We start from the raw sequence: 14,310 nt of genomic DNA, 5'->3' as shown, positions 1-14,310 counted from the left end.
CGAGATTTTGAAATTGCCTCAAGGAAAAGACCGCGGACACCGAAGAGTTCGTTGACGGGAGGAGACCCAGGGTTGACTGAGTATACATACAAATAAGGCGGGACAAGCCCGCCTTATTTGTTTCGTATCCTCTCTACACTCAAACTTCCTGAGCGGGAGTCGCTGTTGTTGCCGGTGCCGCCGGAGGTGTATTGTCTTTCGGCGGCGGAGGCGCAGATTTGGTGGGTTTGGGCGGCCGTGGCGCACGACCTTCCATAATGTCGCCAATCTGATCGGAATCTATGGTTTCCCATTCCAGCAGAGCTTTGGCCATGACTTCGATCTTGTCGCGGTTTTCCTCGATCAGCTTGCGTGCCAGGCCATATTGTCCGTCAATAATGCGACGAATTTCTATGTCCACTTTCTGCATGGTGGCTTCGCTTACGTTCTTGTGCGTCGTAACGGAGCGACCGAGAAAGACTTCTCCCTCGTTCTCTCCATATACCATTGGACCCAGAGAATCGGACATGCCCCATTGCGTGACCATGCGCCGGGCCATCTCGGTGGCACGCTCGAAGTCGTTGGACGCACCCGTCGTCATCTGCCCCATGAACACTTCCTCGGCGATACGTCCCCCAAAAAGCACGGCAATGTTCTGCAGGATCTCCTCGCGATCCATGCTGAAGCGGTCTTCCGTCGGCAATTGCATCGTTACGCCCAGCGCACGTCCGCGAGGAATAATGGAAACTTTATGCACCGGATCGGTTTTAGGCAGCAGTTGCGCCACCACCGCATGGCCAGATTCGTGATAAGCCGTATTGCGCCGTTCGCGCTCCGGCATCACCACAGAACGGCGTTCCGCACCCATGAAAATCTTATCCTTGGCACGCTCGAAATCGTCCATATCAACGAGCCGCTTGCTACTCCGTGCCGCAAACAGTGCTGCCTCGTTCACCAGATTGGCGAGATCGGCACCCGACATCCCGGGCGTGCCACGTGCGATGATTTCTGCATGCACATCGGGCGCAATCGGTACCTTGCGCATATGTACATGCAATATCTGCTCGCGTCCCCGTATATCCGGTAACGGTACCGTTACCTGCCGATCGAAGCGACCGGGGCGCAGTAGTGCCGGATCGAGCACGTCAGGCCGATTGGTGGCCGCAACGACAATCACCCCTACGGCCCCTTCAAAACCATCCATTTCTACAAGCAGCTGATTCAGCGTTTGTTCACGCTCATCGTTACCACCGCCCAAGCCTGCACCACGTTGACGGCCAACCGCATCAATCTCATCGATGAAAATAATGCAGGGTGCATGCTTCTTCGCTTGCTCAAACATGTCTCGTACTCTTGCAGCACCCACCCCGACGAACATTTCCACAAAATCGGAGCCGGAAATACTGAAAAACGGAACTTTGGCCTCGCCTGCAATGGCACGCGCCAGAAGCGTTTTACCGGTGCCAGGATTCCCCACCATTAGAACGCCACGGGGAATACGTCCCCCCAGCTTCTGAAATTTGCTGGGATCGCGCAAAAAATCGACCAACTCGGAAACTTCCTCTTTGGCTTCCTCGCAACCCGCTACGTCGGCAAACGTCACTTGATTGGTAGATTCATCAAGCATGCGTGCCTTGCTCTTCCCGAATGAGAACGCGCCACCACCCCGGCCCCCGCCCTGCATCTGACGCATAAAGAAAATCCACACGCCGATCAGTAACAGCATCGGAAACCACGAAACGAAAATATTCATCAGCAGCGACGGCTCTTCTTCCGGTTTGGCGTCGATAATGACGCCGGCCTTAAGCAAGTCACTGACCATCCAAGGATCGGAGGGTGTGTAGGTAGTGAATCGTCTACCATCGGATTTAGTGCCTTTCAGCGTGCGGCCTTCGATGGTCACCTTGGCGATTCTGCCCTGCTTCACTTCCTCGATGAATTGAGAATATTCCATCGGAGCTTGCGCAGTCTGCCGCGTGCTGAACTGGTTGAACACTGTCATCAGCACCAAAGCAATCACTAGCCAGATGGCCATGTTTTTAATGAGATTGTTCAAGATAGCTCCTTGGCTCGCGCCGTCAAAATCCTTGAGTATTTCATTCTAAACCCATTTCAGGTTTTATAACAGCGAATAGCATGGATAAATGCCGTCACTGCCGCCTTGCTTCGGTAAAATATATCTCCTGCGGCGTATCTGGCCTAACTATGAAAATGGTTTAACTCCGCTTACCCAAGCCCAGCAAATAAATTTCACTACTGCGGCCACGAGACGCTTCCGGCTTTCGTGTTACCACCTTGCCGAACCCGGCACGCATCGCGCTTAGGAACTCCTCAAAACCGGAACCCTGAAACACTTTGACGAGAAAATTGCCGCCAGAGTTCAATTGTTCCAGGGAGAACTCCAGCGCGAGCTCGGCTAAATACATGCTGCGCGCCTGATCACTCACTCCTATGCCACTTATATTAGGTGACATATCTGAAATTACAAGATCAGGAGGATACTTCCCCAATTCTTTTTTCAGTTCCGCCAAAATGGACGCTTCACCGAAATCGCCCCTGATGAACGTCACTCCCGGCAGCGGCGCCATTTCGAGGAGATCCAGCGCGATCACTTTCCCCTTCCTGCCCAGCTTTTCCGCCGCCACCTGCGACCAGCCACCGGGAGCCGCGCCCAGATCCACCACCGTCATGCCTGGCCCGAGCAAATGATCACGCCTGGCGATTTCAATCAACTTATACGCGGCACGTGAACGATAACCTTCTTTTTTTGCCTGCTGGACAAAAAAATCATTCACATGCTCTTTCATCCATGCTTTGCTGGTTTTGGCGCGCTTCATCGCGTAAAATGCCGGTTTCCGAGAAATCTCATGCTAGCCCTTACACTGGATCATCGACGTGCGCTCCGGGTGCTTGCCCATACCATCCGGCCAATTGTCCGGATAGGCGCGGAAGGTTTGTCGGAAAATGTTATTCATGAGTTGGATCAAGGACTCAAAAGTCACGAACTGATCAAAGTCAGGGTGTTCAGCGATGGACGGGAAATAAGGAACGCGCTGCTCCAGGAAATGTGTCATCGCCTCGAAGCGGCGCCGGTGCAGCACATCGGCAAGATACTGGTAATCTATCGTCCCAAACCCGACGAAATTGCAAAGCCGGCTACCGCTGCATTCCGTAAAAAAAGAGAATCACGCCGAACCAAACGCAGCTTTCAAGCGTGACATGCGGCCGCAACCGATGAGCCCAATTTATTAGGCTTATTAGATATATCTCACACCAAGAATCTCATACTCCCGCACCCCGCCGGGCGCAAGGACCTCAGCTATATCTCCGGCATACTTGCCAATCAGGGCACGCGAAATGGGAGAGCTGATGGAGATTTTCCCCTCCTTTATATCGGCTTCATCGTCGCCAACAATCTGGTAAGTCACTACCGTATCATTGGCGATGTCCTGCAAATCGATCGTTGCGCCAAATACACAAGCGCCACTGGCATCCAGCAACGCCGGATCGATGATTTGAGCATTGGAAAGTTTACTTTCCAATTCGGCAATGCGTCCCTCGATAAAACCTTGCCGTTCCTTGGCTGCTTCGTATTCGGCGTTTTCTGAAAGATCCCCGTGGGAACGAGCTTCCGCAATGGCGGCGATGACAGCGGGGCGCTGCACGGTTTTCATTTCTTGCAATTCGGCACGCAGTTTTCCCGCGCCAATCACGGTCAATGGAATTGTACTCATAGCCTATTACCACCTTCCTGTATTGTATACGATGTCATCGTCCAGACTATTTCGCAAGATTTCGGCATGACGAATCCAGTGCGATTGACAGGCGATTGCTTTTTTCATTAAACCGCACCGGGCGGCACCGCCGCTGCATGCAATTCCTGCAAGCGATAGGCCTGCAACTCTCGTAGGCTCGCCATACCGATGCACGCGGCGCGCGCACCCGCCAGCGTGGTGTAATACGTTACCCTTGCCTGCAATACGGCATGGCGGATCGAATAAGAATCCTGAATCGCACTCCGCTTATCTTCCACCGTGTTGATAATTAAATTCATTTCCCCATTTTTGATCATATCCACGATATGGGGACGCCCTTCCGCCATTTTGTTTACCGGCGTTACCACCAGTCCTGCTTCGATCAGCACCGTTGCGGTACCTCGAGTAGCATAAAGGGTGAATCCAAGTTCCGCAAGATTGCGGGCGATTTCCACCACCCGGGGCTTGTCCGACTGGCGCACGCTGATGAAGACCTTGCCAGCGCTGGGTAGTTTGACTCCAGCAGCCAACTGTGACTTGACGAACGCTTCGGCAAAAGTATGTCCTACGCCCATTACCTCGCCCGTCGATTTCATTTCGGGCCCGAGTATGGTGTCCACCCCAGGAAATTTGATAAAAGGAAACACCGCCTCTTTGACTGAATAGTAGGACGGGATCACCTCTCCGGTGACACCTTGACGGGCAAGCGTCATCCCGGTCATACAGCGGGCGGAAATCTTTGCCAGTTGCAATCCCGTCGCCTTGGACACGAAAGGAACCGTGCGCGATGCCCTGGGATTGACTTCCAGCACGTATACCGTATCATCCTGAATGGCGAATTGCACGTTCATCAATCCCACCACTTTAAGTGCACGCGCCATCGCTGACGTCTGGCGGCGCAACTCATCCTGCAGGACAGTTGAAAGACTGAAGGGTGGCAGCGAACAGGCGGAATCCCCCGAGTGCACACCAGCCTGCTCAATGTGTTCCATGATGCCGCCAATCAGCACGGCCTCTCCGTCACAAATCGCGTCCACATCCACTTCAATGGCATCATTGAGAAAACGATCCAGCAACACCGGTGAATCGTGCGAAACCTTCACCGCCTCGCGCATATAGCGTTCCAGGTACATCTGCTCGTGGATAATTTCCATGGCACGCCCCCCCAGCACATAGCTGGGGCGCACTACCAGCGGATATCCGATTTCATTTGCGGCGGCAAGTGCCGCTTCCGGGTTGCGCGCGGTACGATTTAATGGCTGCTTCAGCCCAAGCTGGTGCAACATCTTCTGAAAACGCTCGCGATCTTCTGCGCAGTCAATCATGTCGGGGCTGGTGCCAATGATGGGCACCCCATTAGCCTCGAGATCGCGCGCGAGTTTCAGCGGGGTCTGTCCGCCATATTGCACAATGACGCCCAGCGGCTTCTCCACCGCGACAATTTCCAGCACGTCCTCCAAGGTCAACGGTTCAAAATATAGCCGGTCGGAGGTATCGTAATCGGTCGAAACGGTTTCGGGGTTGCAGTTGACCATGATGGTCTCAAAACCGTCCTCCCTTAAGGCCAGCGCCGCGTGGACGCAGCAGTAATCGAATTCGATGCCCTGACCGATGCGATTAGGCCCGCCACCCAGCACCATGATTTTTTTTCTGCCGCTGGGCAGCGCCTCGCATTCCTCCTCATAGGTAGAGTACATGTAAGCAGTACGGGTAGCGAACTCGGCAGCACAGGTATCAACCCGCTTGTATACTGGACGCAAATCGAGTTGATGGCGCCTGGCGCGCACTTCGACCTGGGTGGTATTCATCAGCTTCGCCAGACGCTGGTCGGAGAAACCGCTGCGTTTCAGGTTGCGCAGCGCCTGCGGATCAAGCGTATCCAGCGTCTTGCCGGCAAGAGACTGCTCCTGTTTCACCAAATCGTCGATCTGCGCCAAAAACCAGGGATCAATGTGGGTAAGTTTGTGAATTTCATCCAATGCCATGCCGCAACGAAACGCATCAGCCACATACCAGATTCGCTCGGGGCCGGGATCGCTCAATTCGGTTTCGATAATTTCAATATCGGTTGTTTTCTCGTCCAGTCCATTAACGCCAATTTCCAGTCCGCGCAGGGCTTTTTGCAACGATTCCTGGAATGTGCGCCCAATTGCCATGACCTCGCCCACTGACTTCATCTGGGTAGTAAGACGGTCGTTGGCCTGAGGAAATTTCTCAAACGCGAAGCGCGGTATCTTGGTAACGACATAGTCTATTGCCGGCTCGAACGAGGCTGGCATCGCCCCGCCGGTGATGTCATTCCTGAGCTCATCCAGCGTATAGCCTACCGCAAGTTTCGCCGCAACCTTGGCAATGGGAAATCCGGTTGCTTTCGAAGCCAGGGCGGAAGAGCGCGACACGCGCGGATTCATTTCGATAACCAGCATACGGCCATCTTGCGGATTAATCGCAAACTGTACGTTGGAGCCGCCAGTTTCCACACCGATTTCGCGCAGCACCGCGATCGATGCATCACGCATGATCTGGTACTCTTTGTCCGTCAATGTCTGAGACGGCGCAACAGTGATGGAATCACCCGTATGAACGCCCATTGGATCGAGGTTTTCGATGGTACAAACGATAATGCAGTTATCTTTCTTGTCACGTATCACTTCCATCTCGAATTCTTTCCAGCCGATCACCGATTCCTCAATCAGCAATTCCCTGGTGGGCGAGGCCTCCAACCCACGCTCACAAATGCCGAGAAATTCCTCGCGGTTGTAGGCAATGCCGCCGCCGCTACCGCCCATGGTAAATGACGGACGGATAATGGCGGGGTAACCCACCATCGCTTGTACCTGCAACGCCTCCTCCAGGCTGTGCGCGATGGCGGAACGCGCGGAACCCAACCCGATTCTGCTCATGGCCTGTTTGAATTTTTCACGATCCTCGGCCTTGTCGATCGCCTCACGCGAGGCGCCAATCAATTCGACACCATATTTTTTCAGCACGCCATTCTTTGCCAGGTCGAGTGCGCAATTCAACGCCGTCTGTCCACCCATCGTCGGCAGCAACGCATCGGGACGCTCGGCGGCAATGATTTTTTCCAGCATGGGCCAGATAATAGGCTCGATATACGTCGCATCGGCCATTTCGGGATCGGTCATGATAGTGGCGGGATTTGAATTCACCAGGATGACGCGATAACCCTCCTCGCGCAGCGCCTTGCACGCCTGCGCGCCGGAATAATCGAACTCACACGCCTGGCCGATGATAATAGGCCCCGCACCAATAATGAGGATGGAATTTATGTCGGTACGTTTAGGCATAGCACGGTGAAATGCAAAATGTGAAAGCGGCGCACCCTGCGTACGCTTCATATCCACGTCTCACCTTTTCCCCTCCATCAAACCGATAAATTTGTCGAATAAATAATCCAGATCGTGAGGTCCGGGACTGACTTCGGGATGCCCCTGAAAGCAGAATGCACGCTGGCCGATCAGTTCAAATCCTTGCAGACTGCCATCAAACAACGATACATGCGTAACCCGTGCATGCTTCGGCAGCGTCTCGATATCTACCGCAAAGCCGTGATTCTGGCTGGAAATCATGACTCTTCCCGTATCCAGGTCCTGCACCGGATGGTTGGCGCCGTGATGGCCAAATTTCATTTTGATGGTTCTGGCACCACTGGCCAGTCCCAGCAATTGATGTCCCATGCAAACGCCAAAAATCGGCACCTCCTTTTCAAGCAATTTCCTGGTGGCGGCGATGGCGTAATCACAGGGCTCCGGATCACCGGGCCCATTGGAAAGAAACACTCCATCGGGTTGCAATGCCAGAATTTCATCCGCCGATGTCTGCGCGGGAAGTACCGTAACCTTGCAGCCGCGCTGCGCCAGCTTGCGAAGTATGTTGCGCTTGATTCCAAAATCGAGTGCGGCAACATGAAAGCGCGAATTTTTCTGAACTTGATAGCCGCACCCCAGTTCCCATTCACCTTCGTTCCATTCATAAGGCTGATCACAACTCACCACCTTGGCGAGATCCATTCCGACCAGCCCGGGAAATTCTCTGGCATGCTCCAGCGCATCAGCTTCATTGAAATTGCCCGTCATGAGACAACCGGCTTGCGCGCCCTTTTCCCGCAAGATGCGCGTAAGCTTGCGGGTATCAATATCCGCTATCGCCACTACGCCTTGTTGCTTGAGATATTCCGGCAAAGTCCGGGTTTGCCGCCAATTGCTGGAGAGCAAAGGCAGATCACGGATCACCAGACCGGCGGCATATACCCGCTCAATCCTGCCGGATTCAACGTCGTCGGGATTCGTACCCGTATTACCGATATGCGGATAAGTCAGTGTGACAATCTGTCTGCAATAAGATGGATCAGTCAGAATCTCCTGATAACCGGTCATAGCGGTGTTGAACACCACTTCGCCCGTGCTGATGCCTTCCACGCCGATGGATATGCCGCGAAAAATGGTGCCGTCGGCGAGCGCGAGAACGGCATGCGGGCGTTGTGACACGGGTAGCTCCTGGAATACTGACAAGGCGTGGAAAACGGGACAGGCTATCGCCTGTCCCGTTTCTCTGAACCTGAGATTATACGCCCAAAAGGCGCATCCTTCAACGAAATGCGGCAGTACGATCAACCGGAAAACATTAGACAGTTTTATCTGCCAACCGGGTTAACCGAAGCTACCCGCGCAACCCGAGCACGTCCTGCATATCAAACAAACCACTTTGCTTGTCCGCAAGAAAACGGGCGGCACGCAATGCCCCTTCGGCGAAGGTCGCACGACTACCCGCTTTATGTGAAATTTCGATGCGCTCGCCGGTCCCTGCAAACAGCACTGTATGGTCGCCTACAATATCCCCTCCGCGCACGGTGGCAAAGCCGATGGTGGCGGGTGCTCGCTCACCCGTATTGCCTTCGCGTCCATAAACAGCGACTTCCGAAAGATTTCTGCCAAGCGCCTGTGCCACTACCTCACCCATGTGCAGCGCGGTGCCGGAAGGTGCATCGATCTTGTGGCGATGGTGCGCCTCTATGATTTCGATGTCATAGCCTTCGTTCAACACTTTGGCTGCCACTTCCAGCAGCTTGAACGTCACGTTCACACCCACGCTCATGTTGGGCGCAAATACGATGGAGATGTCTCTTGACGCCGCTTTGAGATCTTCCTTTTGTTGTGTCGAAAAACCCGTGGTACCGATAACCATTTTCACGCCCAGCGTGCGGCATACCGCAAGATGCGCGAGGGTTCCTTCAGGACGAGTGAAATCAATCAGTACATCGCTCCCGGGAAGCGCGGCGGAAACATCATCGGTAATGGTAATGTTGCATGGCGCGCCAATCAGCTCTCCGGCGTCCTTCTTGAGATAAGGGCTCCCCTCCCGCTCAAGGGCAGCAGACAACCGCATGTCCGGCGTCCGCGCAACCGCTTCCAGCAGAGCACGCCCCATGCGGCCCGAACTTCCGGTAATGGCAATATTCAATGTCGTCATCTATATTCTGAAGTTTCTGTGAATCATCGTACCGAGCCAGACAAATGAGAAATGAGCGAAAATGAGCGGCCAGCCACCGAACTTGGATTAGCCAGGTTAACCTCTACTCTTTCGGCTGATCCGCTTCTCTACTTCCCCTGTCTCCCGCTTGCGATGGCGTTTGCCTGGAAACTACCGGCTTCGGTTCCGATGAAACTGGAGCCTTGCTCACCATCGAAGAATCGCTGGATGCCGGAACACTGCTTGAAGCCGGAATATCGCCTGGCGAAATAGCACTCAAAGCGGGACCATTGCCTTCGTTAGCGATGGGTTTGATCACCTCATCTACCGGCTGAGGCAGGATCGCGGCCTGCGAAGGAGGTGCCTGCCTTAAGCTGGACATCTCCGGCTCCCGTAGCGCAGTGGCATCAACCGGGGCTGGAGTGCCGCTTTCCACGTTAGCCATGGATCTGGTTGGATCAACGGGTTGAGTTGGAGCAAAAGCGAGTGTGGGTGCAAAGCTGCCACCCACACGCACTACTTTATCATCCTCGAAAAACACCGTCAGTTGCCGTTGCTCAACCAGATGACCTTTTTGCTCAAGGCGATAAACGTAGTCCCACCGGTTGTCGTGAAAAACATCACTAATCATTGGCGAACCCAGCGCGAAGCGTATTTGCGATCGGGTCATGCCAGGTTTTAGTTTATCCACCATTTCCTGGGTAATAACATTCCCCTGCTGAATCTCGATTTTGTAGACCAGAGATGGAACAGACGAACATCCAGCGAGCAGTTGCAAAACAAGCAACGTGAGTATTTTCGCGCGCATCGCGGCAGCGTATGTTTCCAAAGCAGACTTAACGTTATATGATACAGCAAATCACTTACAGGATGGATATAGCCATGAGCAAGCCGAATGATCTTAAAACCATGGGCCTGAAGGCCACGCTGCCGCGGCTTAGAATACTGGGGCTGTTCGAAAACAGTCCAGTACGGCACCTATCGGCGGAAGATATTTACAGAACACTTATCGGTGAAGGTGAGGATATCGGTCTTGCCACAGTCTATCGGGTGCTGACACAGTTCGAGCAGGCGGGTTTGCTTGAACGCCACCATTTTGAGAGTGGCAAGGCGGTGTTTGAACTTGCCAGCAGCAGTCACCACGACCATCTGGTATGCCTGCAATGCGGTCGCGTAGAGGAATTCTATGACGCGGAAATTGAGAAGCGTCAAGTTAGAATTGCCAAGGATCGTGGCTTCACCATACACGAGCACTCACTGGCACTTTACGCGGATTGCACCAAGCCGGCATGCCCGCATCGGAAAACATAAGAAAAACGGAATAAAAAGAAGCGAGGTTTGATTCCACTACCCTCATCGCGGAGATCTATTTGATTAACTTGCACGACCCGCTCCATTGCGTCCGTGCGTAAACATCAATGCCGCTTGATCCGCTGTCAAGGGGTTGACCAACGATGAGCTAACCGTTACTGTTCAGTGTTTTATTTATCATTTTGCCGGCACCCAACATTAGGATCCAAGAAAGCATGAGCACGGAATTAACGGGCGCTGAAATTACAGTGCGTTGTTTGCAAAAAGAAGGGGTGGATTATATATTTGGCTATCCCGGCGGAGCCGTGCTGTATATTTACGACGAGTTGTTCAAGCAGGATAAGGTCAAGCACGTCTTGGTGCGTCATGAGCAAGCGGCCGTGCACGCGGCGGACGGCTACGCCCGCTCCAGCAACAAAATAGGCGTGGCATTGGTAACATCCGGTCCTGGCGTGACTAATGCGGTTACCGGAATCGCCACCGCCTATATGGATTCGATCCCGCTGGTCATCATCAGCGGACAGGTGCCCACTCATGCCATTGGGCTGGATGCATTCCAGGAAGTCGATACCGTGGGCATCACGCGTCCCTGCGTCAAACATAACTTTCTCGTGAAAGACATCAACGAACTCGCCACTACGATCAAGAAAGCGTTCTACATCGCTTCAACCGGCCGCCCTGGTCCGGTACTGGTGGACATACCGAAAGACGTGAGCCAGCAGAAGACCGGATTTACTTACCCGGAAACGGTCAGCATGCGCTCCTACAATCCTGTCACCAAGGGGCATTCCGGGCAGATCAAAAAAGCGGTACAACTCATATTGGGCGCCAAGCGTCCGATGATGTACACGGGTGGCGGGGTCATTTTGAGCGATGCCGCCACACGGTTGACTGATCTGGTACGCATGCTGGGTTTTCCCTGCACCAATACATTGATGGGACTGGGCGGATATCCCGCCACCGACAAACAGTTTGTCGGGATGCTGGGAATGCATGGTACCTACGAAGCCAACATGGCCATGCAGCATTGCGACGTGCTAGTGGCCGTTGGCGCCCGTTTCGACGACCGTGTGATCGGCAACCCGAAGCATTTCTACAACGAAGACCGTAAGATCATACACATAGATATTGACCCATCGTCCATTTCCAAGCGCGTGAAGGTGGATGTTCCCATTGTCGGCAGTATTTCCGACGTATTGGATGAACTCATAAAATTACTTACGGCTGGTAAAGAGAAGCTTGATCAATCCGCTCTTGACGCATGGTGGGCGCAGATTGATTTGTGGCGTGCGCGCGATTGTCTCAAGTATGATCGTGCAAGCACCATCATCAAGCCGCAGATGGTGATTGAAAAACTCTATAAAGTGACCAAGGGAAACGCTTTCATTACCTCGGATGTCGGCCAGCACCAGATGTGGGCGGCGCAGTTTTACAAATTCGATTTGCCGCGCCGATGGATCAATTCCGGCGGCTTGGGAACCATGGGCTTTGGTCTTCCGGCAGCAATGGGGGTGCAGTTCGCCAACCCTAAGGGTGCGGTAGCCTGCGTGACTGGCGAAGCCAGCATCCAGATGTGTATACAGGAGCTGTCCACCTGCAAGCAATATAACCTTCCCCTCAAGATCGTTAATTTGAATAATCGCTACATGGGAATGGTGCGTCAGTGGCAGGAGTTCTTCCATGGTAACCGCTATGCTGAATCTTACATGGATGCACTGCCGAATTTTGTCAAACTGGCCGAGAGTTATGGTCATGTCGGCATGAAAATCGAACAACCCGGCGATGTCGAAGGTGCGTTAAAGGAAGCGTTTAAACTCAAGGACCGATTGGTATTCATGGATTTCATTACCGACCAGACCGAGAATGTCTTCCCGATGGTACCTGGCGGCAAAGGCCTCTCTGAAATGATTCTGGTATAAACCTACCTTTGGCAGCTTTTGGCAGCTGATCGCTCATTTTTCAACTTTAGCAAATGATCCACAATAACTTTTTACATCACTTTACTTCCACTTTTTTGGTGGGTTCGCTACCACTGCCGGGCTTAGGTTAAAAAATGCGACATATCATTTCCCTGTTGATGGAAAACGAGGCGGGGGCTTTGTCTCGTGTGGCCGGCTTGTTCTCTTCCCGCGGCTACAATATTGAGTCGCTTACCGTGGCGGCCACCGAAGATCCCACTTTATCTCGCATGACGCTGGTTACCGCTGGATCAGATGATGTGATTGAGCAAATCACCAAGCAATTGAACAAGCTTATCGAAGTGGTCAAAGTGGTGGATTTGAGTGACGGTGTTCACATCGAGCGCGAACTGATGCTGATAAAGGTGCGCGCCGTCGGCAACGATCGCGAAGAAATCAAGCGCATGGCCGATATTTTCCGTGGCCGGATTATTGACGTTACCGATAAATCCTACACCATCGAACTGACCGGCACCGGCTCCAAGCTTGACGCGTTTGTTGAAGCCATGGAGCGTAGCACGATTCTGGAAACGGTGCGTACCGGAGCCTCCGGCATCGGTCGTGGTGAACGAATACTAAAAATATAACAGTATCTTTTTTGATCTATGGGGCAGCGGGGTGCTCACCCGCCAGTTCTTGGCACTCTTCTAATTTGGGCGGAAAGGAAATTATGAACGTTTACTATGATAAAGATGCCGATTTGTCGCTCATCAAGGACAAGAAGGTAACCATTCTGGGTTATGGCTCGCAAGGCCACGCTCATGCCAATAACCTGAGCGACTCCGGTGTGACAGTTACCGTCGGCCTGCGCAGGAACGGAGCATCCTGGAGCAAGGCAGAGAAGGCCGGCCTGACCGTCAAGGAAGTAGCGGAAGCCGTGAAGGAAGCGGATGTCGTGATGGTACTGCTGCCGGATGAGGAGATCGCCGCCGTTTACAGCTCGGAGATTGAACCCCATCTCAAGAAGGGGGCCACGCTTGCGTTTGCGCATGGCTTCAATATCCATTATGGTCAGGTGTCGCCTCGCGAGGATCTCGACGTCATCATGATTGCGCCCAAGGGACCTGGTCATTTGGTGCGTTCAACCTACCTGCAGGGCGGTGGCGTGCCCTCACTCATTGCCGTGCACCAGAATACGTCTGGCAGAGCGCGCGAACTGGCGCTTTCCTATGCCGCGGCAAATGGGGGAACTCGGGGAGGTGTGATTGAAACCAACTTCCGCGAAGAAACCGAAACCGACTTGTTCGGTGAGCAGGTAGTACTGTGTGGCGGTCTTACCGCTTTGATTCAGGCGGGGTTTGAAACCCTGGTTGAAGCAGGGTATGCGCCGGAAATGGCCTATTTTGAGTGCCTGCATGAAGTCAAGCTGATTGTGGATCTAATCTATGAGGGCGGTATCGCCAACATGCGTTATTCCATCTCCAATAATGCCGAGTATGGCGATATTTCGCGCGGTTCACGTATTGTTACCGATGCAACCCGTGCTGAAATGCGCAAGATTCTTCATGAAATCCAGATAGGTCAATACGCCCGCGAGTTCATTCTGGAGAACCGCGCTGGCGCACCCATGCTTAAAGCCAGCCGCCGCCTCGCATCCGCTCATCAGATAGAAACGGTTGGTGCGAAACTGCGCGATATGATGCCGTGGATCAAGAAGAACAAGCTGGTTGACCAGGCAAAGAATTAGGGATTGATGGAAAGCGGAAGATGAGCGGGAGCGGGACGCTATGGAGCGAGCGCCGCAGGCCCCCCATTATTTGTTTTATGGGTGGCTTCCGTCTCTTCGAATCGTGGCCCGGCGGATGGCGCCATGCTCC

General features: G+C 53.4%; 12 protein-coding genes. 5 read left to right on the top strand and 7 right to left on the bottom strand.

Features of this window, described 5'->3' with window-relative positions:
• Positions 1 to 139 precede the first annotated feature (139 nt).
• Both ftsH and BLR00_RS04515 read right to left on the bottom strand, forming a co-directional pair.
• A complete protein-coding gene (gene ftsH, locus BLR00_RS04520) occupies positions 140 to 2,035 on the bottom strand; it encodes an ATP-dependent zinc metalloprotease FtsH (RefSeq protein WP_074631037.1) in 1,896 nt (631 codons plus the stop codon).
• A 160-nt stretch (positions 2,036 to 2,195) separates the two neighbouring features.
• Positions 2,196 to 2,816 carry an RlmE family RNA methyltransferase gene (locus BLR00_RS04515; RefSeq protein WP_074631036.1) on the bottom strand — a complete coding sequence of 207 codons (621 nt, stop codon included), beginning with the start codon at positions 2,814 to 2,816 and terminating at the stop codon, positions 2,196 to 2,198.
• Between the two features lie 30 nt (positions 2,817 to 2,846).
• Here BLR00_RS04515 and yhbY point away from each other — a divergent pair, with 30 nt between their 5' ends.
• Entirely contained in the window at positions 2,847 to 3,197 is a 351-nt protein-coding gene (gene yhbY / locus BLR00_RS04510) for a ribosome assembly RNA-binding protein YhbY (RefSeq protein WP_074631035.1), read from the top strand.
• Positions 3,198 to 3,236: 39 nt separating this feature from the next.
• Here yhbY and greA read toward each other — a convergent pair whose 3' ends face one another.
• From greA to BLR00_RS04485, 5 genes are all read right to left on the bottom strand, one after another.
• The gene (gene greA, locus BLR00_RS04505; protein WP_074631034.1) at positions 3,237 to 3,713 is read right to left on the bottom strand and encodes a transcription elongation factor GreA; all 477 of its coding nucleotides are present in this window, start codon (positions 3,711 to 3,713) and stop codon (positions 3,237 to 3,239) included.
• Positions 3,714 to 3,820: 107 nt separating this feature from the next.
• Positions 3,821 to 7,042 (bottom strand): carbamoyl-phosphate synthase large subunit, encoded by a 3,222-nt coding sequence (gene carB, locus BLR00_RS04500; RefSeq protein ID WP_074634129.1) that lies wholly within the window; start codon positions 7,040 to 7,042, stop codon positions 3,821 to 3,823.
• Between the two features lie 60 nt (positions 7,043 to 7,102).
• Positions 7,103 to 8,242 carry a glutamine-hydrolyzing carbamoyl-phosphate synthase small subunit gene (gene carA, locus BLR00_RS04495; protein WP_176759936.1) on the bottom strand — a complete coding sequence of 380 codons (1,140 nt, stop codon included), beginning with the start codon at positions 8,240 to 8,242 and terminating at the stop codon, positions 7,103 to 7,105.
• A 172-nt stretch (positions 8,243 to 8,414) separates the two neighbouring features.
• Positions 8,415 to 9,224, bottom strand: coding sequence for a 4-hydroxy-tetrahydrodipicolinate reductase (dapB, locus tag BLR00_RS04490; protein WP_074631032.1), 810 nt, complete (start codon positions 9,222 to 9,224; stop codon positions 8,415 to 8,417).
• 103 nt (positions 9,225 to 9,327) lie between these two features.
• Entirely contained in the window at positions 9,328 to 10,032 is a 705-nt protein-coding gene (locus BLR00_RS04485) for an outer membrane protein assembly factor BamE (RefSeq protein WP_074631031.1), read from the bottom strand.
• Between the two features lie 74 nt (positions 10,033 to 10,106).
• Between BLR00_RS04485 and fur the strand changes: the two genes are divergently transcribed.
• The 4 genes from fur (at position 10,107) to ilvC (ending at position 14,180) form a co-directional block, all read left to right on the top strand.
• Positions 10,107 to 10,535, top strand: coding sequence for a ferric iron uptake transcriptional regulator (gene fur / locus BLR00_RS04480; RefSeq protein ID WP_074631030.1), 429 nt, complete (start codon positions 10,107 to 10,109; stop codon positions 10,533 to 10,535).
• Between the two features lie 215 nt (positions 10,536 to 10,750).
• A complete protein-coding gene (locus BLR00_RS04475) occupies positions 10,751 to 12,454 on the top strand; it encodes an acetolactate synthase 3 catalytic subunit (protein ID WP_074631029.1) in 1,704 nt (567 codons plus the stop codon).
• Positions 12,455 to 12,588: 134 nt separating this feature from the next.
• The gene (gene ilvN, locus BLR00_RS04470) at positions 12,589 to 13,080 is read left to right on the top strand and encodes an acetolactate synthase small subunit (RefSeq protein WP_074631028.1); all 492 of its coding nucleotides are present in this window, start codon (positions 12,589 to 12,591) and stop codon (positions 13,078 to 13,080) included.
• Between the two features lie 83 nt (positions 13,081 to 13,163).
• Complete coding sequence (ilvC, locus tag BLR00_RS04465) at positions 13,164 to 14,180, top strand: ketol-acid reductoisomerase (RefSeq protein ID WP_074631027.1); 1,017 nt, start codon at positions 13,164 to 13,166, stop codon at positions 14,178 to 14,180.
• Positions 14,181 to 14,310: the final 130 nt, after the last annotated feature.

Source organism: Nitrosospira multiformis, from assembly GCF_900103165.1.
In the GTDB taxonomy this organism is placed as follows: Bacteria; Pseudomonadota; Gammaproteobacteria; order Burkholderiales; family Nitrosomonadaceae; genus Nitrosospira; species Nitrosospira multiformis_D.
The sequence above is the reverse complement of the archived record's forward strand: the minus strand, read 5'-3'. Positions and strand labels throughout refer to the sequence as shown.

Bases quoted from the DNA above. Each gene is read 5' to 3' on its own strand.
- fur (WP_074631030.1), top strand. From the start codon at position 10,107: ATGAGCAAGCCGAATGATCTTAAAACCATGGGCCTGAAGGCCACGCTG.
- BLR00_RS04475 (WP_074631029.1), top strand. From the start codon at position 10,751: ATGAGCACGGAATTAACGGGCGCTGAAATTACAGTGCGTTGTTTGCAA.
- dapB (WP_074631032.1), bottom strand. From the start codon at position 9,224: ATGACGACATTGAATATTGCCATTACCGGAAGTTCGGGCCGCATGGGG.
- ilvN (WP_074631028.1), top strand. From the start codon at position 12,589: ATGCGACATATCATTTCCCTGTTGATGGAAAACGAGGCGGGGGCTTTG.
- BLR00_RS04515 (WP_074631036.1), bottom strand. From the start codon at position 2,816: ATGAAGCGCGCCAAAACCAGCAAAGCATGGATGAAAGAGCATGTGAAT.
- yhbY (WP_074631035.1), top strand. From the start codon at position 2,847: ATGCTAGCCCTTACACTGGATCATCGACGTGCGCTCCGGGTGCTTGCC.
- ilvC (WP_074631027.1), top strand. From the start codon at position 13,164: ATGAACGTTTACTATGATAAAGATGCCGATTTGTCGCTCATCAAGGAC.
- BLR00_RS04485 (WP_074631031.1), bottom strand. From the start codon at position 10,032: ATGCGCGCGAAAATACTCACGTTGCTTGTTTTGCAACTGCTCGCTGGA.
- carB (WP_074634129.1), bottom strand. From the start codon at position 7,042: ATGCCTAAACGTACCGACATAAATTCCATCCTCATTATTGGTGCGGGG.
- greA (WP_074631034.1), bottom strand. From the start codon at position 3,713: ATGAGTACAATTCCATTGACCGTGATTGGCGCGGGAAAACTGCGTGCC.